The organism is Bifidobacterium asteroides, from assembly GCF_019469425.1.
Classification (GTDB): Bacteria; Actinomycetota; Actinomycetes; order Actinomycetales; family Bifidobacteriaceae; genus Bombiscardovia; species Bombiscardovia asteroides_I.
Genome location: NZ_CP048272.1, coordinates 1,256,522 through 1,278,664, shown reverse-complemented (window position 1 = coordinate 1,278,664; position 22,143 = coordinate 1,256,522). Strand labels below are relative to the sequence as shown.

Genomic DNA, 22,143 nt, shown 5'->3' with positions numbered 1-22,143 from the left:
CGAGGGAAGAGTTGACCGATGTGACCTTGACACAGGTTGCCCAGTCGGCAGGCGTTTCCCTGTCAACCGCATCCAGGGTCTTCTCCCGGCCTGGCAGGGTTGCGCTGAAGACCAGAAACCATGTGGTGGAAACAGCAAAACGGCTGGGCTACAATCAGCAGATTGTGGATGCCCCGGCTGTCAGCCGCCTCCAGGGGTTCTTGGCTGCGGTGGTGACTGATCTGGAGAACATCGTCTCGGCCAGGATTGCCAGGGGAATAGAGGCATCCTGCCATTTGCACAAGTTCGGTCTGTTTGTACTAGATACACAGGAAAGCGTAGCGCAGGAAGCCGGTACCATCAGAGGCGCTCTCGGCCATGTAGATGGACTCATCCTTGGTTCCTCCAGGCTTTCGGATGCCCAGATCCGCCACTTCGCGGCCTATAAGCCAATTGTCGCGCTCAACAGAGTGGTGCCGGGGATCGCTTCGATCTGGGTGGACGAGTCGGCCAGCATCGATCAGGCGGTAAGAAGCCTGCGAATGAATGGATGCCGTTCCTTATCCTATATGCAGGGCCCTGAGAACTCCTGGCAGAATGTCGTCAGGCTGCGTGCCGCTGCTAAATCCGCCCGAGGGCAAGGCCTTGAATTTAAAGTGCTTCCATGCGCATACCCCTGTGACGAAAACAGAGCCGGAGTTTATGATTCGTTCATGACACGCCCGACGGATGCCGTACTGGCTTTCAATGACGACATCGCCATTAGTTTTATACGGTTTCTGCATGAACGCGGAATTGCGGTGCCTGGCAAGGTTTCGGTGGTGGGCATTGACGATAATCCGATCGGTCGGTTCATGGCACCATCCCTGACCACCATTCAGATCCCTCATGCCGAAATGGGCTATCAGGCTGCCCAAATGCTCATCAACGAGATTCTTCACCTTGCAGATCATTGCTCGACGGCAAGCAGCGTCTCCACCGTATTGATAGAACGGGCGAGCACAAGCAGGGCCCCCAGCCATATCAAGGCCTAGACCCTGCCGCTCGCCTCCTGGCTCACTTGACCGAGCGGATCGAGAGTACGAAGAGAACGGAGAGGATGGACATCACGATGGCGATCGGGAAGATATACGTATAGGTCCCTGTCGTCGACACAATGATGGACGTCAAGGCCATGCCGGCGGACTGGCCAGCTGTCGTCGCCGCGTTGATGAAGCCCAGATCCTTTCCGGCGTTCTCCTTGCTGGGCAGGACATCCACATTCAGGGCCTGGTCGATGGCCATGAAGATCCCCTGTCCCAGTGCCACGAAGACGGAGGCGATGTAGATGCCGGTGATGTTGTGCAAGGCCAGGGGGAACACGAATCCGATGATTGCCAGCATGGCCGACAAAACCACCATGGGCTTGCGGCGGTGGATGCGGTCGGATAAGGGCCCGACAAACATGGCTACGATGGAAGCCACCATCTGGAAGATGGCGATGGTGGAAACGACCTTAGCGGCTGATGCCTTGGGCAAACCGATGTAGTCCTGACAAATATAGAGCCAGTAGCCTGAGAGCATCTGGATAGCCAGGAGGAGCAGGGTCCGGCAGCAGAAGGCTTTCCAGAAATCAGGAGCGTGCATGGGCGGGGTGAAGGAGTAGACGATGTGTTTCCAGGCGCTCTGCCCGGTGTTAACGGTCTCTTCCTGCTTGTTGCTGGGTTCCTTGGGGATGATGATCAGGAAAAGCATGGCTGAGATGAACATGCAGATGGCGGCGATGGTGAAGCCCAGCCGCACGCTCTCGATGAATCTGGCTCCTGCCCAGGCGCCGATGGCCAGGCCTAGGGTGTTGCCGAAGCCGATGGCGGATGAGATCGTTCCCCGATACCGTTTGGGGACCCTGTCGGAAACGGTTGAGTAGATGGGGGAGTTCATCATGTTGAAGCTGAGCTTGGACAGCCAGAGCGTGATCACCAGGCCGGTGATGATGCCGATATTGCCCATCAGCAGGTAGAAGGCCAGGGTGAACCAGGCCCCCCAGAAGAGCCAGGGCGAACGGCGTCCGAACCTGGACTTGGTCAAGTCGGACAGGGCGCCGACGACGATGTTGGCCACCAGAGCCACGATGGAGCCGATTGAGGTCATCGTTCCTAGAACGGCAGTAGGGTTTGAGGCTCCCATGTCCTTGATGCGCTGCGGGAGCAGAACCTGGCTGACCATGGCGAAGCCAATGGACATGATGATCCAGAAGGCCAGGTAGCCGATGACCCAGCGGGCCAGGTTGAAACTCTTGACGTTGATTTCGCCATCATAGGCTTTAAGGGCCTGCTCCGATGACTCTGTCTTGTGTGAATCCATATATTTTCCTCTAATCTCGGTTGCCATGCTCAGATGGAGATAAGGTCCTTGGCCGTGAAACCCAGCCTGACCTGGTGGTGGTCGCCTTCAGGGTTGGGGAACCTGACCAAGGCACGACGGGTCTGGCCGTCAAAGAACCAGCCGCTGGCGGCGCGGCGGAAGCGATCCATGTTCAGATATCGATCCAGGGGTCTGCCATCCAGCTCGACCTCAAGTGGGGCCATGGTCCTGGAGAGCACGGCCAGGGTCATCCGTTCGACCCTGGTTGTGAAGTCGCCGGTGCTCTCCAGATCCAGGGTCACGCCCTGTTCGTCGGGGCGAGCGCTGATCCTGGTCTGGCGGTAGGCACCCTTGAGGTAATCCATGGAAAGCCCGTCATCCTCATAGAGGTCGAAGCAAGCTTTCCGATTGGGTTCGATGAGGATCTCCAGATGGTTGATGGGGTCCAGGTGGAGGTTGGCCAGACCTTGACAGGTGGGTATGATGCTTCCGACGCGCAGGAAGAGCGGAATGCTGCCTAGGTCGACGGGGACTGTGATTTCGCTGCCACCCGGAATGTATCGGTTGGCAGTCAGGTCGAACCATTCGGCACCCTTGGGCAGATAGACCTGGATGCGGTCCACGCCCCTGTCCAGGACGTTGGCTACCAGGAGGGAGGGCCCCAACATGAACTCGAAGCTCTCCTGGCAGGTTCGGGGATCGTTTTGGAACTCGTATACCAGCGGTCTCATGATGGGCGATCCGTCCACTGAAGCCTGGTGAAGGAGGGCATAGAAATATGGGACGAGGCTGTACCTGAGCTGTATGGCCTTGCTGATGTACTTGGTGTAGGCAGGATACATCCAGGGCTCGGTGACCGTGTTGTCCGTGTTGCAGGAGTGGATCGAGAAGCGGGGTTGGAAGATGCCGTTCTGAACCCATCGTACAAAGAGTTCGGGATCTGGGGCCGGGCCATCGAAGCCGCCGATGTCGCATCCCTGATTGGCCACTCCGGACAGGCCCATGCCCAGGATGGTCGGCACGTTGTACTTGAGATTGGTCCAGGATGTACCGTTGTCTCCCGCCCAAGTCTGGGCATAGCGCTGGATGCCTGCGAAACCGGCTCGGTTGATTACGTAGGGTCGGGCTCCTGGGGCGTACCTCTTGACGGCCTCCTGGGCCGTCTTGGCCATCATGGTCGACATGATCGGCTTTACCATGCTGATGGGAAGGTGCTGGCCTTCGGCATCGACCATGGCCTGGTCCTCGTTGATTTCATACTCGTTGTTGTCGTTCCAGATGCTGGTTATTCCCAGGGTGAGCAGATGCTCTTGCATCTCCTTGACCCAGGCTTGGCGTCCGGCAGGGCTGGTGAAGTCAACGAAGTGGGCCGGTCCGCCCCAGAAGCGGTCTTCCTGCCAACCTCCGCCGTCAGGCGTTTTGACAAAGGCTTCCTCCTGCTCCATCCGCTCGGTGTATGGGTGTGTGGTCAGCATGCCGGGCTTGATATTGGGTGCCAGGAGTGCGCCCTTTTCCTTCAGATGATCTACGAATCCCTTGGGGTCGGGGAAGCGGTTTTTGTTCCAGGTGAAGACGTAGCGCTTTCCCTCTGATCCGCTCGTATATCCAGAGGAGAGGAAGAACCCGTCGCAGGGTATATCGTTCTGACGGCAAGTGTCGATGAAATCTTCGACGGCCTTGTCACAATCCTTGTCGAGTTCGGTGTAGAACATGGTCGATCCCATGTATCCCAGGGAAGATAGGGGCATCATCGCGGTCTTCCCAGTCAGGTCCGTGTAATGATGAACGACATCTGCAATAGTGGGTCCTCCGATGAAGAAGAGGTCGATATCGCCGGCTTCCGCCTGGAAGTAGCTGTATCGAAGCCAGTAATTGCTATGCTCGGCATCCATGTCGAAGACCGAGTCGGCGCTGTTGTTGTAGAAGAGGCCGTAGGCCAGGCCGGTATCCTCGTTGAAGTCGATGTAGAAGGGGATCATCTTGTAGAGGGGGTCGCTCCGGGTGGCATCCCACCCCAGGGAATCCGTGTTATGCATCCGCATTCGGCGGCGGCGCTTGTCGAGGTCGCCGGATTTTTCGCCGAACCCGTAGAAGTGGTCATGGTCGCCCATGCTGGAATAATGGATCGGGCGGCCTGTGCTGTCTTCGACGAAGGCCCTGCCTGGCAGGTCTTGGTGGAGGACCCTGCCTTTCCAGTCTCTGATGGTGAAGGCAAAGGGCTCTGCGGTGATGGTCAGGGTGTATCGACCATTGGTGATTGTCTTGACTGCGCCCGGCCCGTCCATCACCTTTATTCGGATGGGTTCGACGCGCTGGCGCTCATCGGCCATAAGCTGGTCGGTGCCGTCCTCCCAGGCGGTCTTGACCAGGGCATAAGAGAGCTCGGGTCTGAACTCGTCGTCAAAGGTGCTTCGTATGCGGATGATGTTCTGGTCCAGCAGGTAGATTCTGAATCTGGCCCCGTTGGTGATCAGATCCAGATAATCACCATGGTTGTCCATGCCTATGAGTTTGGTGCTTGCTTTCATGAATGCCCTCCCTGGCGTCATTGCTTGGAATCGCTTCGCGATAGTCGATTGCCGAGGATCACGTTCCGTCCAGCGGCATGCCTGGTGCCGAACGACCACGGCAATCAATTCCTATTCTTGGCAGAAGAGGGGCAGGGTAGACGGGCTTGCCAGAATTTTCCAGGAGGGGGGCTTTATGATTTCCATGGAATGGTTTTCACCGGCTCGCAGGCAGAGAAGCCGTCAATTCCCATGGGGTGTCCATCGACTCAGATGATGAGCGCTGCTCTCGATTGACCATGTGGACAGGTTCAGCATATGAAAAAATCCCCACCACATGAAAGTGGTGGGGATTTCGAATTCCTGTCGACGGCCGGATCGAAGGATCAGCCCACAGAACTGGTCGGCAGTATCACTCGTTGTCTCCGGCGGTCGCGGCGGTGGCGGAGATGGTCTCCTGGCCGGCGCGGTTGGCATCGGGCCAGACCCAGTCGGTGTAATCGGGGTGGTCGTAACCCTTGTCCACGGCGAACTGGAAGGCCTCATCGCGGAACTTGGTCCACTTGTCGATCTGGTCGGCATACTTGCCGGCATCCACCAGCTTTAGGGCGGAGGCGGCCAGGCACCAGCGGTCCATGTTGTTGACACGCACCATGTCGAACGGCGTGGTGGTGGAGCCCTGCTCCTCGTAACCGTGCACGGAGAAGTTGTCGTGGTTGGGGCGTCCGTGGATCAGGCGGTAGATGGAGCCGGGGTAGGCGTGGAAGGCGAATAGGACCGGCTTGTCCTTGCTGAAGAGCTCGGTGAACTCCTCGTCGGACAGGGCCTGATCGTTCTCTTCGGCATCCTGGATCTTCAGCAGGTCGACCACGTTGACGAACTGGACCTTGAGGCCCAGCTTCTGCAGCATATCGTCGGCGGCCAGGGCCTCCTGGGTGGGGATGTCGCCCGCAGTGGCGATGACGACATCAGCATCCTCGGCATCCTCGGCGTTGGAAGCCCAATCCCAGCGGGCGGCCCCCTTCTCCAGCTCGGCGGCGGCCTCGTCCACGCTCTGGTAGGTGGCGGCGGGCTGCTTGCCGGCGAAGATGGCGTTGATGCAGTTGGTCGACTTGTAGCAACGCTCGCCCACATTCAGCAGCATGTTGGCATCAGCGGGGAAGTAGATGTTGACTACATGATCGTTGTTGAAGTTCTTGTTCAGCAGGATGTCGACGAAGCCGGGATCCTGGTGTGAGAACCCGTTGTGGTCCTGACGCCAGACGTGCGAAGTGACCAGGAGGTTCAGGCCGGCGATGGGCTTGCGCCACGGAATCTCGCGGACTGTGGCCTCCAGCCACTTGGCATGCTGGTTGATCATGGAGTCGATGACGTGCACGAAGGACTCGTAGGAGCTCCAGATGCCATGGCGTCCGGTCAGCAGGTAGCCCTCCAGGAAGCCTTCCATCTGGTGCTCGGAGAGCTGCTCGATGACCTGGCCGGTGTGGGCCATGTGCTCGTCGGTCAGCTCCGAAAGGTAGTCGGCATCCCACTGCTTATTGGTCACCTCATAAGCGGCAGCCAGACGGTTGGAAGCCGTCTCATCGGGCCCGAAGATGCGGAAGTCGGTGGGGTTCTTGGCTAGCACGTCGCGGGTGTAGTAGCCCAGGACACGGGTGGCCTCGGTGGCGCCCCAGCCATGTCCGTGCTTCTTGACGTCGATCTCGTAGTCGTGGATGTCAGGCAGCTCCAGCGGCTTGAGCAGACGCCCGCCATTGGCGTTGGGGTTCTCGCCGATGCGCAGGTCGCCCTTGGGCATGAAGCTGGTGACCTCGGGGCGCAGGGCACCCTTCTCGTCGAAGAGCTCCTTGGGCTTGTAGGAAGCCAGCCAGTTCTTGAGGACCTGGAAGTGGGCATCGGTGTCGCGGGCGGAGGTCAGCGGCACCTGGTGGGCACGCCAGGATCCCTCGGTCTTCTTGCCGTCGATGAACTTGGGGCAGGTCCAGCCCTTAGGCGTGCGGAAGATAATCATGGGGTAGAAGGGACGGGTCATGTCGTCGGTTTCGGCCCGGGCCTTGATGTCGCAGATCTTGTCGAAGACGGTCTCCAGCATGTCGGCGAAGCGACGGTGGATGGACAGATGATCCTCGTCGTCGAAGCCTGCGACGAACTCGAAGGGCTCATAACCCAAGCCGTGGAAGTACTCATGCAGCTCCTCGTCGGAGATGCGCGAGAGGATGGTCGGGTTGGCGATCTTGTAGCCGTTCAGGTGCAGGATAGGCAGGACGATGCCGTCAGTGCGGGGGTTGACCAGCTTGTTGGACTGCCAGCCGGTGGCCAGGGGGCCGGTCTCGGCCTCGCCGTCGCCCACGATGCAGGGCACGAAGAGGCTGGGGTTGTTCATGATTGCGCCGTAGGCGTGGGAGAGTGCATAGCCCAACTCGCCACCCTCGTGAATGGATCCGGGGGTTTCAGGCGCGAAGTGGGAGGGGATGCCGCCCGGGTAGGAGAACTGGCGGAAGAACTTCTGCAGGCCAGCCTCATCGTTGGTGATCTTGGGGTAGTACTCGCTGTAAGTGCCATCCAGGTAGGACTGCGAGGTGCCGGCAGGGCCGCCGTGGCCGGGGCCCATGATGATAACGGTGTTCTGCTGATGGTCGGCGATCAGACGGTTGATATGGCCCAGCAGGAAGTTCAGGCCGGGGGTGGTGCCCCAGTGGCCGACCAGACGATGCTTGACGTCCTCCCGAGTGAAGGGCTCCTTCATCAGGGGGTTGCTGCGAAGATAAATCTGTCCGATGGAAAGATAGTTGGCCGCTCGCCAATACTTGTCGACGGCCTCGAGGGTCTCCTCGGCGATTGGGGTCTCCAGCTTCGCCCAAGGGGTGCCGATAACAGGATTCGTCATGTGTACTCCTGCACTTTAGTGCGATTGTTTATTTACTTCGGTTACGGGCTCGTGCGGTGTCATTTCAGGCATCCGTCGGGTTCGTACCCAATGCCTACATGGTACGTGAACGAGCAGACTTTTCTGAACGTTTTCTTGCAGTGTGTGTTCGCTCTTGTGAGAAAATGCGAGGGAATTGTCTGCTTGCAGACAGGAGTTTTCGCCGGGGGTGCCGATCAGGGCTCAATGGCGGTAGCATTGTCGAAAACTGCAACCATACTGGACTTGCCCGCGGGCGTTAACTCGTCGCTCCCGGACATCCATGGCAGATACAGCATACATATATATAAGGAGTCTTATGGCACAGGGTCCCGTCCTGGTGGTCGATTTTGGTGCGCAGTACGCCCAGCTGATCGCTCGTCGAGTCAGGGAGGCGGGGGTCTACTCCGAGCTGGTGCCCCATTCGATGAGCCTGGACCAGATGCTGGCCAAGGATCCCAAGGCGGTCATCCTCTCCGGTGGGCCTGCCTCCGTCTACGTGGACGGGGCGCCTACCATAAATAAGAGGATTTTCGAGGCAGGGGTGCCTGTGCTGGGCATCTGCTACGGCTTCCAGGTCATGGCACATGAGCTGGGCGGTGAAGTGGACAAGGCGGCCCTGGGGGAGTACGGCAAGACCGAGGCCTTCATCGACAGCGCCAGGGGAATACTGCAGGATTCACCCGCACGGCAGGATGTGTGGATGAGCCATGGCGTCGCCGTCAACCGTGCGCCTGAAGGCTTTGAGGTTCTGGCGCATACCGAGGGTGCTCCTGTGGCGGCCATGCAGGATCCATCCCGGGGGCTGTACGGGGTCCAGTGGCATCCCGAGGTGACCAACACTCCTCTGGGGCAGGACTTGATCGACCGCTTCCTGCATCAGTGCGCCGGACTCCCGTCGGACTGGAACGCTTCGGGCATCATCGAGCAGCAGGTGGAGAAGATTCGTCGCACAGTGGGTGACGACCAGGTTATCTGCGGCCTGTCAGGCGGAGTCGATTCAGCCGTGGCGGCCGCTCTGGTCCACAGGGCCGTCGGCGACCAGCTGACTTGCGTCTTTGTGGATCATGGTCTGCTGCGCAAGGGGGAGGCCGAGCAGGTCAGGCATGATTTCGTAGCCGCCACTGGCATCAAGCTAATCGCTGTGGATGCTTCACAGGACTTCCTGACCGCCCTCAAGGGCGTTTCCGAACCCGAGCGCAAGCGCAAGATCATCGGGGAGAAGTTCATCCGCACCTTTGAAAGGGCCCAGCGGCAGGTGATTAAAGAGGCGGGCAAGACCGGCAAGGAAGTCAAGTTCCTGGTGCAGGGCACGCTCTACCCCGACGTTGTCGAGTCTGGCGGTGGAGATGGAGCGGCCAATATCAAGTCCCATCACAACGTGGGTGGTCTGCCCAAAGATGTCAAGTTCCAGCTGATCGAGCCCCTGCGCACCCTCTTCAAGGACGAGGTCCGGGCCATCGGCACCGAACTGGGCCTGCCCGATCAGATCGTTTGGCGCCAGCCCTTCCCGGGCCCTGGTCTAGGCATCCGCATCATCGGGGAGATTACCCAGGAACGCTTGGAGACCCTGCGCGAGGCCGACGCCATCGTCCGCGAGGAGCTGTCCAAGGCTGGGCTGGATCGACAGATCTGGCAGTGCCCGGTGGTGCTTCTGGCCAATGTGCATTCAGTAGGGGTGCAGGGCGACGAGCGTACCTATGGTTCGCCGATTGTGCTGCGTCCGGTCTCCTCCGAGGACGCCATGACTGCTGACTGGACACGTCTGCCCTACGACGTGCTGGCCACCATCTCCACACGCATTACCAACGAGTGCCCGGGAATCAATCGTGTGGTCCTGGACTGCACCTCGAAGCCTCCGGCAACCATCGAGTGGGAGTAAGTATCTGGGCCGGACAAGTCATACGGCGATATGTCATATGACTTGTCCGGCCCATTCGGTTGACCTTTCACCACTTGATGCCGATAGAAGAGCTCAGGTGTTGGAATTCATTGTTTGCTGCTTTGTGATGGCCGCGTTGATCCGGTTGACCAGCTCGCGGGGATGCTCTACCCCTAGCACCAGTCGGTCATAGTGCTCCCCCTTGAGTTGGATGACGATGGGGCTTTCCGGTCTAGTGACATTCCAGAATGTTTTCTCCCCTTGCTCAATAAATGTACCGGCCCATTTACCGGGAACATGCAGGCCGGGTGCACGCAGACCTTTGGCATCGTCAAGAATGCCCGGATCCTCGCTCGCGCCCAGAACATGCTCGAGCGGCACCACCAGTTTCCCCCTGAACGACCACATCTTATCCAAACCCTGCGGCTCAATCTCCAGGGTCCGCCCGACAATTGCCACCTTGTTGTTCATGATTTGCCTCTTTCATCATCAGACTGCAACCGAACATGTGCACGCTGCAGCAGCGTCTCGCCAAGGAGCTTGGCGACATCAACGCTCGCAGCATTGGCATGGCACGATCTCGAACGGGACAGCTTCACAAGGTAGTCCCTGACCAGCCCACGAACCTCGAGATCATGATCTGACAACTCCATGAGTGCTACCAATACCAGATCGAGCACTCCTGAATCGCGCGACTCCGAATCCGTTGCGTCACGTAGCGCAGCCACGAACATGCCACGCTTGCTGCCAAACGCACCGTAGAGGCTGCCTCGTAGCAGACCCGTTTCCTTAACGAGCGCATCAATCGACGTACCCTCATAGCCATGTTCCAGGAAAACTTCTCCTGCACGGGCAAGGATCTCATCATCATTGAAATTTCTCTTACGACCCATGCCCGCCAAGATACCATTAATTGACTGAGTAGTCAAGAATGATAAGCGGTCATTTAACGGGCATCCTCAGCGGATGCTCATATTACTGCAACTAGTCCTTGGCGACTGGCTCGATTCGTGTTCCGCTCTTGCCGTCCGGATTAGCCATGAGTATGCGTGTCTGCTCGCCTTTCCTGGCTGTGCAGAAGGTGAATTCCACGTTGGTGGCGACCCCCCATTTCCCTCTTGTGTTGAGAGCGATCAGGGAGATCTCGCCGACCTTGCCGTAGCGTTTCCTCAGGAGGCTGTCAAATTCGTAGACTGCAGAGTCGCAGGCTTCCTGCGGGGTCAATCCTCTTCCCATCAGGGCGACGATCCGATAGGAGAGGCATCCTTTCATGATGTCTTCTCCCAGTCCGGTGGCGGCCGCCCCTCCGACAGCGCTGTCCACGTAGAAGCCCGAGCCGGGCAGGGGTGAATCGCCTACTCTGCCTGGTTCCTTCATAAAGAGCCCCGATGTTGATGTGCCAGCAGCCATCGACCCCTGCAAGTCCAAGCAGATGGCCCCGACCGTATCGTGGCCTCGATAGGGGCCGGCAGACTCTGGTCTTGTGGCCTTTGCGGATTCCAACTCCCAACGTCTTCTGGCCCTGTCCGTCAGCATGTTGCGCATCTCGAACCCGCTGATCAGGGCGTAGCGAGTAGCGCCTTGTCCGACTAGAAAGCTGCTGGTATGGCGTCGACTCAACCGTCTGGCCACTGATATGGGGTGCAGTGCATACTGGATGCCAGCTACAGCGCCCAGAGCCATGTCGTTTCCATCCATGAAAGCGGCATCCATCTCCATCTCGCCTTCCCGGTTGGGCAAGGCGCCATAACCGACGGAAGTGTAATCGGGGTTGGCTTCGACCTCTTGAATCAACGTCTCGACAGCGTCGCCTGCCTGGCCACCCTCTTCAAGACCGGAACTGGACTTGACCATACCTTCATAGGCCATCCGCCAGGTAGCGATGGATGCCCAGGTGGATTGATTTTGGCTGGATTGCTGCGGGGATGAATCATTCATTTCCTTGGCTCTTTCTGTTGATATGGTCGTTGACTGCCCTTGACCGGAAGGCCGATGCAGCCGGATTCAGCCGATCGACGGGTGATCAAGCTGACAGGCCGCGCCCTGAGCGGACAGGCCATCGGCTGCGGGCCGGCCTTGCTCGCGTGCAGACAGCAATCATGTCCTCTGTCCTGTTTCCTCTGTAATGATAATTGCCAAAGGCACTTCTTGTTTCCGGATGTCATGTCGGTGCTTTTGATCGTTTTAAAAGGCATTAGCGTGTCCCTACATATCAAAAGGTCGACTTTGAAGGCCGGGTTGCTGCATTTTCCCCAGTGATCGCTAGACAGCAGATCCCACCAATTCTGGATGAGGCAACAATTCGGCATGTACAGTTTCCAATTTGATATATACTATTAACAAACCATTTCTCTTGAAATAGTTCGGGATCAAGATGGTCCATGGAATCTAGTTGTTTTGCAGTACATGAGTCAATCAGTGCTCGCCATCGCGAATGCGGATGTGATGACAGTTCCGAGGAAGGGACTTTCGTGGAGTCAAAAGAGAAACAGGTGAACACCAGTTCACCGATTTTGATGTTGGGCATCTTGTCCATATCGTTTCTGATGTCGGTTTCCAATGCCGTCTCAGGGACCATCCCGCTGATGAAGCAGTACTTTTCCAACATTTCAGAGGCCAACGTCGAGCTATTGGTTGTCATCCCTACGGGAGGCGTCCTGCTGGGAACTGTGGTCAGCGGCCTCATATCCAACAAGCTGGGCAAGAAGTACACGGTCCTTTTGGGGCTCATTGTCTCCTTGGTTTTCGGAATCATCCCCGCCTTCTTCTATAACTATCCGGCCATTTTCCTGTCGAGGGCCATGTTCGGCGTGGGCATGGGCATTTTCACCCCCCTGAGCGTCTCCTACATCACCGATGTCTTCCCCGAGAAAATCAGGAACAGGCTTCTGGGCTGGAGGAACTCCGTCGGCGCTATCGGCGATTCGATCATGCTCTTCATCGCAGGATTCCTGATCAATATCTCCTGGCACGCCACTTATCTGGTGTTCCTCTTCCTGATTGTGCCCATTGTCCTTGTCTCCCTCTTCGTCCCCAAGAGGCTTGACCGCGTCATCGTGGAGGACGGCAAGGAGGTTGAAGAAGACACCTCTATCAAGCCGTCCACCAACGGCGGCGTTATCCAGCTGGCCATCCTCTTCCTCTTCGTATGTCTCTTCTATTCGGCCATCTCTCTGAAGCTGGCCAGCCACATGGTTGAGTCCGGCATAGGTTCTGCCGCCGATGCCACCAGGATTTTCGGCTTCCTGGTGCTCTGTTCGATCATCTCAGGTATCGCCTTCGAACAACTTGCCAAGTGGTGCGGACGATACACTGTCTTCATCTTCGAGGTGCTGACGGCAGTGGTTATGATCGCCATGCCTTTCACCAACTCCATTCCGCTCTTGCTGGTCCTGGTCCTGGTGGCAGGGTTCTGCAACGGCATCATCAATCCGGCTCTGACTGCCCGCATGGTTGCCTATTCGCCCAAGGGCTCTATGAACCTGACCACTTCGATCATCCTGATCGGCATCAACGTCGGCTCCCTGGTGGCTCCTTACTTCTTCCAGGCTCTGGGCGGGGTGCTTGGCAAGAAAGACCCAGGCTTCATGATCATGTGTGCAGGAGTCTGCTACGTGATCCTGGCCCTTTACGATGCCTTCGTCGTCAAGAAAGACAAGCTGACCATCTGAGGGCTGTCACAGCAGTTCGTGTCAATCAGCAGAGACAGAGGTAAATAATGATCGATACCGTGGAATGGTTCAAGCAAGCCAAGTACGGCATGATGATTCACTGGGGTCTCTATTCCCTCCTGGGAGGGGAGTACCAAGGGAAATCGTCAAGCAACTATGCGGAGTGGATCCAATCCAAGCTCCAAATTCCCAACAAGGAGTACGAACGCCTCACGCAGGCCTTCAACCCGATCTATTTCGACGCGGAAGCCATAGTGGATCTGGCCAAGCGCTGCGGCATGCAGTATCTGGTCGTCACTACAAAGCACCATGACGGCTTCGCCATGTACCGGTCGCTGGTGGATCCCTACAACGTCTATGACGCGACGCCATTCCACCGGGATGTGATCGGCGAGCTGTCCTTGGCCTGCCGCAAGGCCGGACTGCGTTTTGGTCTCTACTATTCGCAGGACCTGGACTGGCATGAACCGGATGGCGGCGGATACCTCTCGAACGATATTGAGACCGCAGGCACCACCTGGGACAACAGCTGGGACTTCACGGGGGAGAAGAACTACGACCGGGCATTCGAGCACAAGATCATGCCGCAGATCGAAGAGATCATGAGCAACTACGGGGAAATATCGGTAGCCTGGTTTGACGTACCAATGACCCTCAGCGACGAGCAGAGCCAGACCATCTACGATACGGTCAAGCGCCTGCAGCCCGACTGCCTGATCAATTCCAGACTGGGCAACGGTCGTTACGACTACGTCTCTCTGGGGGACAACGAGATTCCCGAAGATTCGGATGCCAGCGAGAAGGCAACCTCGGACGGGGATGTCGACTACAACTCGATCGAAGGATTCAAGCCCTCCAAGCTCGGCCTCTATGAGACCGCCGGGACCATCAACGATTCCTGGGGATTTTCCTATCATGACCAGAACTGGAAGAGTCCGCAGACCATTCATGATTACAAGGCCCATCTGAACAAGTACGGCATCAACTACTTGCTCAATGTAGGCCTTGACGGCCTGGGCCGCGTTCCCATGGATGCTGAGCAGGCGCTCCTGGGAGCGCGCGCTCTAGAGGCTTGAGGATCTAGAATCCTGACAGTTAGCTAGGGATCCCATTGTAACTGCCGCTCCTGTCCGACAGCTTCCTCGCCAAGCATTCGGCTGCTCAGGAGTACTGTTCTGATAGCTTGTTTTTCGCCTACAGGTCCTTGGCATGGACCATCAGGTAGTCCCAAGCGCGGGTGGGGAGCAAAGCATGAAGGGCAACCAGAGGTTTGGCGCCGAAGCCCAAAAGGTAGCGTGGGCGGGGATGGCGTACCATCGAAGCACGGACGATGGCCTTGGCGATGGTTGATGGTTGGGTCAAATGCCTGCTGGAGTACAGTTTGCGCAGCTCGGCAGCAGCTCGGAATCCTGACTGTTGATAGGCGCTCTTGCGGGTGACCGTCTGGAGATGGTCGGCGGCGATTGCACCCCAGTTGGTGGCAATGGCTCCGGGCTCGATCAGGACCACGTCTATGCCGAAGGGACGCATTTCCATGCGCAGGGCGTCGCTGAAGGATTCAAGGGCGTACTTGGTGGCATGATACCAGGCACCCATATAGGTGACCATTCGGCCTGCCATGGATGAGGTGTTGACGATCCGGCCGCGTCCGGCTCGGCGCATGGCGGGCAGTACCTGCTGGGTCAAGTGGGCAAGGCCGAAGAGGTTGACCTCAAATTGTCGACGCACCTCTTCGATGGAGACCTGCTCGACTGGGCCATAGGACCCGTAGCCGGCGTTGTTGACCAGCAGATCCACCCGCCTCTCCTTCTGCAGGATTTGTGCGACGGCCTTCTCAATGGATGCAGAATCGGTCAGGTCCATCTGCAGGGCTGTAACCCCCTTGTCGCCCAGCGGCTTCAGTCGTTCGACTCGTCGCCCTGCCGCATACACCCTGTATCCATGCTCGGCGAGCATTCGCGCGGTTTCATATCCTATGCCGCTTGTGGCTCCAGTGACCAGTGCCACTTGATTGGCCATATTCATTACCCTCTCTGGCTGGTGTCTGTGAATCGTGGCTCCTGCTTTTCTTTGAGACACAGTATATGACAGCATTTCAAAGTAAGGACATAAAAGGCAGACGAGGGCGGTCTATCCGTCCACGTCTGGCAATGCGACCATGGTGAAGACCTTACACCTGCACTCTTTCCAGCAGTAGGTCGCTGAGCTCGGCGGCTGTTGGATAAGCCTTTTGGGTGCCGCGGCGTGTGACGCTGATTGCAGCGTATCTGTTGGCGTGGCCCAGAGCTGTTGGCACATCCTCGCCCTGCGTGTAGTAGTGGGCAAACGAGCCGATGAAAGCATCGCCGGCGCCAGTAGTGTCCACGGCTTCAACCGTGACCGCAGGCACCAGCAGCTCCTGGTCGGCGCTGATCCATAGGGCGCCCTTGCCGCCCATGGTGACAATCAGGTTGCGTACCCCACGCCTTACCAAGTCTCGCGCTGCGGCTTTGACCTCGTCCAGTGTCCCTGTGGGCATTTCGGTGAGCGTAGCCAGCTCGGTCTCATTCGGTACGAAGAAGGTCACTCTGGAGACATGGTCGATGTTCAGATCGTCATTGGCTGGCGCAGGGTCCAGCAAGACAGGCACACCGTAGTCCTCCGCCAGTTCAATCGCATGATAGTTGGTCTCCAAGGCGATCTCCTGCTGAAGAACGACCAGTTTCGGCCCCTTGATGAGGTCTTTTTTACCGTCCAAGGCGGCAGGCGTCAACTGCTTGTTGGCGCCTTTTATGATCAGAATCCGATTGTCGCCGCTGGTGTCCACAAAGATTGGCGCCACGCCGCTGCTCCCATCGGTGATGCCGATTCCATCGCTGTTGATGCCGTTGCTGCGATAGTTCTTCAGCTGCTGTCTGCCGAATTCATCGTTGCCGACCATGGTGATGAAGTTGACCTCCGAACCCAGACGGGCGGCGGCTATGGCCTGGTTGGCTCCCTTGCCGCCGAATCCCATCTCGAATTCAGGAGCTTCCACAGTCTCTCCCTCCATCGGCATGCGATTGACAAAGGTGGTCAGCTCATACATGTTAGAACCGATGACAGTGATGTCGGTCATATTGATCCTTACCTTTCCAGGCCGGTGGTTACCAGGAATGAACGCTTTTCCCTGGGCTTGAGGTGGATCAGGGTGCCTGCTTTCTCTGCGGCGGCGCGGCCCTCGGGCGTGCTGGTGCCAGGCAGGGCAAAGGCCGCCACCTGCTGATCAGCGTTGTAGAGGATCCAGCGGGTGACGATGGGGAATTGCTCTGTGCTGAACCGTGTCAGGAAGTTGTGCTCGGCATTCAGGTGGAGTCGGAACTCGGCCACATCGGTTAATTTGGCCAGGTTTTGGGAGAAGAAGACGATCTCAGGATCGTAGTGGCTCTCGTCGTTCAGGTCGTTGATCAGCTCGCCGCTGGCCTTGAGATCTTCGTTGTAGGCCAGCCATTGCGAGGTGGGATGGACGTGGGCGGGAACGGTCCGGCGTAGGCGGAAAGCCTTGTCGGGCACATTTTGTTCCATATGCCCGTCATGCACGTAGGCGTAGTTCATATGGCACATGTATTGCAGGGGCATGGTTTGGCAGTTGGAGAGGTTGGTAACGTCCAGGCTGATGTCGAAGAGGCCAGAATCCGTGTGCAATGTTACGGATGGCCGACTCAGGTAGTGGTCGCCGAATCCTTTGACATATTCGTATTGTCCATGTATTGACATGGTCCTATCTCCGAATTCCAGCCAGGCACTATCCATACGGCTGGTCGGGGCCTCGCCGTGAAGTTGGTAGTCATCCTCCGGGGCCGGCGTTCCGCCGCCAAGGAGTCCTGAAGTGAACTGGAAGCAGCCATAGGTATCAGCGATGCCGGTGCCGGGCAGGGGCTGCGAGAACATGTCTTTCATCTTTAGGCTGATGGAGCAGAAGACCGCATCCCAGATGATCAGGCCCATATAAGGCAGGATGGTGAGCTGGCCGCGAGAATTCTCCAGACGGACCGCTTCCACTCCTGATGGGTAAGTGAAGGTGACGGCTTTGAAGTCATCGTCCTGATAGAGGGTGAATTCGGCCGGGCCGAACATGTCATGATTGAGGTGAAGCTGTTGCATGATTGGGGTTCCTTTCATTGGTTTTGCTGAGCGCCTTCAGCTTTGAAGGCGCGCATCTTTGCTGTGGAATAGGCGCAGACGACGGCGAAGCAGACCACATCGACAAGGAAGGACAGGGACATGTTCGAGATGTCCGCGACGAATCCCTGCGCTACAGGGATGAAGGCCCCGCCCACGATGGACATGACGATGATGGCCCCTGCTGTTTCCGTGTGGCGCTTGTCGGTCACGGTATCCAAGGTCTCCGAGTAGATGGTTGCCCAGCAGGGTCCGAACAGACCTGAGAGGAGAATGGCCGCATAGACGGCGCTCATGTTGCGCACAAGGAGGATATAGGCCAGGGCAGCCAGTCCGAATGCCGAGAACCATTGCAGGACCCGAGCGGGATGCATGGACTTCATCATGAAGTTGGCAATGACCTTGCCTACGAAGAAGGCCGCATAGCTGTAGACCATGAAAGTCGATGCCAAGCGTTCGTTGATTGAGGAATTGAGCTCCATGGCCAATCTGATGGTGAAGGACCAGACGGCCGTCTGCATTCCTACATACATGAACTCGGTGAAAATGCCCCAAAGGAAGCGGCGATTATGCGCCAGATAGACCAAAGTTTCACTGATGCGCGCCTGAGGATGCTGTTTAGTCGCATCCACCTTGGGCTTGCCTGAGGGGAATTGTGTCAGCGCGAAAAGCACAAGGGCGACTAGCAGAACGAAAATGATGCATTTATAAGGTAGCAGCGTGTGCTGAAGCGCGCGCTCGCCGAAGGCGATGCGGGCCTGTCCGTGAAGCCCTTTCATCTGCTTCTCCAGGCTCTGGCCTGCACCGAAAATCAGGTATTTGCCTAGGAGTATGCCGGCTATGGCTCCGAGCGGGTAAAAGGTCTCAGAAATATTCAGCCGCAGGGTGGCGTACTTCTTCGGCCCCATAAGGGAGCTGAAAGTGTTGGCCGAGGTCTCCAGGAAGCTCAAACCGCAGGCCAAGGCAAACAGGGCGATTAGGAAGAAACCATAGGTGGCCATGCGCGAGGCGGGGAAGAAGAACGAGCATCCGATGGTGTACAGCGAAAGGCCGATCATGATGGCGACCTTGTATGAGGTCTTCTTGATGATCAGCGAAGCCGGTATGGCTATCAGAAAGTAGCCAAGATAGAAGGCCGTCTGCACAAAGGCGCTGGCGACATTGGAAAGGGTGAAAATGGTTTTGAACTGGGTGATGAGTATGTCATTGAGACTGGCGGCCGCACCCCAAAGGGGGAACAGGCAGGAGAGCAGGATGTACTGGAGCATAGGCGTCCTGTCCAGGTAACCGTCATCCAATTCCTGCGCGTGGAGTTTGAACAGATGAAAGGTCGGTGATTGCATGAACCCCTCCTTGGGTTTGCATTCGGGGACGCCGCATTGCGTTCACCGAGAATATAAGAGTCGGCCCGGGGGCGCGCCCCCGGATGCCGAAGTCAGGCTTTGCCGATGATGGCCATGCTGGAGCTAGTGCCCAGCCGTTCAGCGCCTGCGTCGATCAGGGCTTCAGCCTCTTGCCGGGTGTGGATGCCGCCGGCTGCCTTGATGTGGATTCTTCCATTGACTGCTTGTTTGATGACTTCTATGTCGTGCACACTGGCGCCACGGCTGGCGAATCCGGTGGATGTTTTGACGAAATCGGCGCCTGCATCAGCCACCAGCATGCTGGCCCGAGCAATCTGTTCATCGCTAAGCAGGGCAGTCTCAATGATGACCTTGATCACCTTTCCTGCCTGATGGACTGCCTCGACAACCGCACGAATGTCCTTGGCAACCAGGTCTTCCCGTCCGCCTGCCATTTCACCGATGTTGATCACCATATCCAGTTCATCGGCTCCGTCCGCGATGGCTTCCCGGCTTTCGGCGACCTTGATAGCAGTGGTGTTGGCGCCGAGGGGGAAGCCGATGACGCAGGCAGTCAGGACATCCGACCCCCTTACCCTTTCATGGACGTGGGAAACCCAGTGGGGATTGACCATGACTGAATAGAAATGGTTGTTCAGGGCTTCGTCGATGACCTGGTCGATTTGCGCGAGCGTTGCGTCTGGTTTGAGCAGGGTGTGATCGATGAGGCGATTGATCTGCATGTTGTTGCCTCCTTGTTGGCCTAACCGTAACAGTGAATGAACAGAAGTGAAATGCTAAAATGAACATATGTTCAGAAATTAATGCTCAATTGCCGACAAGCCGTGAAGCTCTTTTGCATCTTGGTTCCACATGAGCAGGAGAGGAGAAGGTTTTATGATCAAAGATGAACAGCATAGAAATCAAGCTGTCACAGTCTGCCACTGGTATTACGAGGAGGGCTTAGGCCAGAGCGCCATCGCCCGCAGACTGAATGTTTCCCGTCCTACGGTTTCGCGTCTCCTGGCATTCGCTAAGCAGGAGGGGCTTGTCCGCGTGCTCATCGCGGACCCGCAGACTGATCTGGAGTCCTTGGCCAGAAGACTCAAAGTGGCATTCGGACTGCGCGAGGTCAGGCTGACATATGACTCGACCGGCGATGAAGATGTCATCAGGGGTAAACTGGGCGCGGTTACAGCAGATTACTTGGCCGAGATTGTCGGAGACCATGACCGGTTGGGCATCAGCTGGGGAAGGACCCTCAAGGCCGTAGCCGATCATCTGCGGCCGAATGAGCACAAGGATGTGTCGGTGGTGCAGCTGAAGGGGAGCGTCTCCGCATCCGATTTCAACAACTATGCCGCGGATATCGCCCTGAAATTCGGCATGGCTTTCGGCACCACAACAACAGTGCTGCCCTTGCCGGTCATCTTCGACAATGCATTGACTAGGGACATTGTGCTCAAGGACCGTTTCATAAACGCGATCGTTCGTCAGGGGGACCGGACCGATATCGCCGTGTTCACCTGCGGAACCGTTCGGGACGATGCCATGCTCTTCAAGCTAGGGTATCTTTCCCGTAAAGAAATCACCATGCTCCAGCATAAGGCCGTCGGCGATGTGCTTTCACGATTCATAGCTGCCGATGGCTCCATTGCGGATGACAATATTGACGCAAGAACGGTGGGAATACGACTTCATCGGCTGCGCAAGAAGCCCTGCTCCATATTGGTGGCGGGAGGGCCTTCCAAGATAGCGTCCATGCGGGCGGCTCTTCAAGGCGGTTATGCCAACGTGCTTATCACGGATTCGCAGGCTGCCATGCGGCTGTTTGAGGAATGAGAGAGCCGGGGCAATCGGGGGAATTGTGCTGCACACTCTCGCACGAGCGCTTGGTCAAATAATGGTCGGGTATATAAGCTTGCCTAAGCTTCGCTGTATACTGAGTAGTAATGCTGATTGTAGATTCCGCAGGAGGTTTCAGCATGCAGGGCACACGATTTACCTATTGGTGGCACGGATTCGATCTGTGACGCCGCGTGCCTTGTAGGAACGGTTGCACGGATCGGAACCCACCGGCCCTGCAGTCGTCGACAGCATTTCCCGTGCATCGTCACCGCATAGTCGGTAGGGCAGCACCAGCGACAATGGTTGTAGTAACCGCATGGGAAAGGACAAGCCAATGACATTGGCGGAGCATATGAATGCCAGGGTCAAAGCTCTGGCACCGAGCGACATTCTCGAGTTCAACAAGGAGATCGCCGGAATAGACGGCATTGTGAAGCTGACCCTGGGTGAGCCTGACTTCTTCACCCCCGAGCACGTGAAGCAGGCGGGCATCCAGGCCATCCAAGACAATCACAGTCATTACACCGAGAGTCGCGGTATGCCCAGTCTGCGTAAGGCGGCAGCCGACTACCTTCAGGCCAAGTACGGGCTGGACTACGACCCTGACAGTCAGATAGTGATCACGGCCGGGGCCACCGGGGGCATCTTCTCGGGCCTCACGGCCATGATCAACCCGGGCGACACGGTCATTCTGCCCACGCCCATCTTTCCTCTCTACATTCCCATTGCCCAGCTGAGCGGCGCCAAGACCGTCTTTGTCGACACATCCGATGACGGCTTCATTCTCAAGCCGGACAAGCTGGAGGCCGCCGTCGAAAACAGCGATGGTCCGGTCAAGGCCCTGGTGCTCAATTATCCGACCAACCCCACCGGCGTGACCTATGCCCGTGAAAATCTGGAGGCTCTGGCCCAGGTGGCGCGCAAGCACGGCTTCTTCGTGCTCAGCGATGAGATCTACGCCGAGCTGACCTACCAGGACACCCATGTATCCATGGGCGCCATCCTGCCCGAGCAGACGGTCGTGCTTGGCGGGGTTTCCAAGTCCCATGCCATGACAGGATGGCGGGTCGGCATCACCGCTGGCCCAGCCGACGTCATTGACCAAATCAGCAAGGTCAACGAGTTCACCATCACTTCGGTGACCACCAACGCCCAGTATGCCGCCCAGGAGGCTCTGACTAAGGGCATGAATGACACGGATCCGATGCGCGAGGCCTACCGCAAGCGGCGGGACTATCTGGCCAAGGCCCTGCCCGAGGTCGGCCTGGGCGTGATCGATCCCAAGGGTGCCTTCTACATCTTCGCCCAGCTTCCCGAGGGCATGCGCGACAGCTGGAGCTTCGTCTACGACCTGGCTCGAAAGGCCAAGGTGGCGGTAATCCCCGGAGCAAGCTTCGGGCCCGGTGGGGAAGGCTACGTCCGCATCTCCTATGCGGCCTCCATGGAGGACCTGCATACCGCAGTGGAGCGGATCGGCGACTATATGCGCCAAAATCGCGGCTGATCCTTCTGGCGATTCATTCGA

Annotated in this window: 17 protein-coding genes; 6 read left to right on the top strand and 11 right to left on the bottom strand. The window is 57.6% G+C overall.

Annotated features, from left to right (window positions below; genetic code table 11):
- Positions 1 to 20: 20 nt before the first annotated feature.
- A complete protein-coding gene (locus GYM67_RS05240; protein ID WP_220235938.1) occupies positions 21 to 1,013 on the top strand; it encodes a LacI family DNA-binding transcriptional regulator in 993 nt (330 codons plus the stop codon).
- A 22-nt stretch (positions 1,014 to 1,035) separates the two neighbouring features.
- Here the strand turns inward: GYM67_RS05240 and GYM67_RS05235 are convergent, their stop codons facing one another.
- The 3 genes from GYM67_RS05235 to GYM67_RS05225 form a co-directional block, all read right to left on the bottom strand.
- Entirely contained in the window at positions 1,036 to 2,322 is a 1,287-nt protein-coding gene (locus GYM67_RS05235; RefSeq protein ID WP_220235937.1) for an MFS transporter, read from the bottom strand.
- A gap of 29 nt (positions 2,323 to 2,351) precedes the next feature.
- Positions 2,352 to 4,850, bottom strand: coding sequence for a glycoside hydrolase family 31 protein (locus GYM67_RS05230; protein WP_220235936.1), 2,499 nt, complete (start codon positions 4,848 to 4,850; stop codon positions 2,352 to 2,354).
- Between the two features lie 391 nt (positions 4,851 to 5,241).
- Positions 5,242 to 7,716 carry a phosphoketolase gene (locus GYM67_RS05225; RefSeq protein ID WP_220235935.1) on the bottom strand — a complete coding sequence of 825 codons (2,475 nt, stop codon included), beginning with the start codon at positions 7,714 to 7,716 and terminating at the stop codon, positions 5,242 to 5,244.
- A gap of 337 nt (positions 7,717 to 8,053) precedes the next feature.
- On the opposite strand from GYM67_RS05225, the gene guaA reads away from it, so the two are divergent.
- Positions 8,054 to 9,616 carry a glutamine-hydrolyzing GMP synthase gene (gene guaA, locus GYM67_RS05220; RefSeq protein ID WP_220235934.1) on the top strand — a complete coding sequence of 521 codons (1,563 nt, stop codon included), beginning with the start codon at positions 8,054 to 8,056 and terminating at the stop codon, positions 9,614 to 9,616.
- A gap of 93 nt (positions 9,617 to 9,709) precedes the next feature.
- On the opposite strand, the gene GYM67_RS05215 is transcribed toward guaA, so the two are convergent.
- From GYM67_RS05215 to GYM67_RS05205, 3 genes are all read right to left on the bottom strand, one after another.
- Positions 9,710 to 10,087: a PH domain-containing protein gene (locus GYM67_RS05215; RefSeq protein ID WP_220235933.1), complete on the bottom strand. Its 378-nt coding sequence runs from the start codon at positions 10,085 to 10,087 to the stop codon at positions 9,710 to 9,712.
- Positions 10,084 to 10,509, bottom strand: a complete 426-nt coding sequence (locus GYM67_RS05210; protein ID WP_220235932.1) for a TetR/AcrR family transcriptional regulator — start codon at positions 10,507 to 10,509, stop codon at positions 10,084 to 10,086. Before GYM67_RS05210 ends, GYM67_RS05215 begins: the two co-directional genes overlap by 4 nt.
- 91 nt (positions 10,510 to 10,600) lie before the next feature.
- The gene (locus tag GYM67_RS05205) at positions 10,601 to 11,554 is read right to left on the bottom strand and encodes a glycosylasparaginase (protein WP_220235931.1); all 954 of its coding nucleotides are present in this window, start codon (positions 11,552 to 11,554) and stop codon (positions 10,601 to 10,603) included.
- 578 nt (positions 11,555 to 12,132) lie between these two features.
- On the opposite strand from GYM67_RS05205, the gene GYM67_RS05200 reads away from it, so the two are divergent.
- Complete coding sequence (locus tag GYM67_RS05200; protein WP_258561599.1) at positions 12,133 to 13,287, top strand: MFS transporter; 1,155 nt, start codon at positions 12,133 to 12,135, stop codon at positions 13,285 to 13,287.
- Between the two features lie 47 nt (positions 13,288 to 13,334).
- Positions 13,335 to 14,363 (top strand): alpha-L-fucosidase, encoded by a 1,029-nt coding sequence (locus GYM67_RS05195; protein ID WP_220235929.1) that lies wholly within the window; start codon positions 13,335 to 13,337, stop codon positions 14,361 to 14,363.
- Between the two features lie 118 nt (positions 14,364 to 14,481).
- Here GYM67_RS05195 and GYM67_RS05190 read toward each other — a convergent pair whose 3' ends face one another.
- The 5 genes from GYM67_RS05190 to deoC all read right to left on the bottom strand — a co-directional run bounded on the left by GYM67_RS05190 (position 14,482) and on the right by deoC (position 19,513).
- Positions 14,482 to 15,306 (bottom strand): oxidoreductase, encoded by an 825-nt coding sequence (locus GYM67_RS05190; RefSeq protein ID WP_220235928.1) that lies wholly within the window; start codon positions 15,304 to 15,306, stop codon positions 14,482 to 14,484.
- 151 nt (positions 15,307 to 15,457) lie between these two features.
- Positions 15,458 to 16,384: a ribokinase gene (gene rbsK, locus GYM67_RS05185; RefSeq protein WP_220235927.1), complete on the bottom strand. Its 927-nt coding sequence runs from the start codon at positions 16,382 to 16,384 to the stop codon at positions 15,458 to 15,460.
- A gap of 8 nt (positions 16,385 to 16,392) precedes the next feature.
- Positions 16,393 to 17,409, bottom strand: coding sequence for an aldose 1-epimerase family protein (locus GYM67_RS05180; RefSeq protein WP_220235926.1), 1,017 nt, complete (start codon positions 17,407 to 17,409; stop codon positions 16,393 to 16,395).
- A 14-nt stretch (positions 17,410 to 17,423) separates the two neighbouring features.
- Complete coding sequence (fucP, locus tag GYM67_RS05175) at positions 17,424 to 18,770, bottom strand: L-fucose:H+ symporter permease (RefSeq protein ID WP_220235925.1); 1,347 nt, start codon at positions 18,768 to 18,770, stop codon at positions 17,424 to 17,426.
- A gap of 92 nt (positions 18,771 to 18,862) precedes the next feature.
- Positions 18,863 to 19,513, bottom strand: a complete 651-nt coding sequence (gene deoC, locus GYM67_RS05170; RefSeq protein ID WP_220235924.1) for a deoxyribose-phosphate aldolase — start codon at positions 19,511 to 19,513, stop codon at positions 18,863 to 18,865.
- Positions 19,514 to 19,667: 154 nt separating this feature from the next.
- Between deoC and GYM67_RS05165 the strand changes: the two genes are divergently transcribed.
- Together GYM67_RS05165 and GYM67_RS05160 are read left to right on the top strand one after the other, a co-directional pair.
- Positions 19,668 to 20,612 (top strand): sugar-binding transcriptional regulator, encoded by a 945-nt coding sequence (locus GYM67_RS05165; RefSeq protein ID WP_220235923.1) that lies wholly within the window; start codon positions 19,668 to 19,670, stop codon positions 20,610 to 20,612.
- Positions 20,613 to 20,952: 340 nt separating this feature from the next.
- Entirely contained in the window at positions 20,953 to 22,122 is a 1,170-nt protein-coding gene (locus GYM67_RS05160) for an aminotransferase class I/II-fold pyridoxal phosphate-dependent enzyme (RefSeq protein WP_220235922.1), read from the top strand.
- Positions 22,123 to 22,143: the final 21 nt, after the last annotated feature.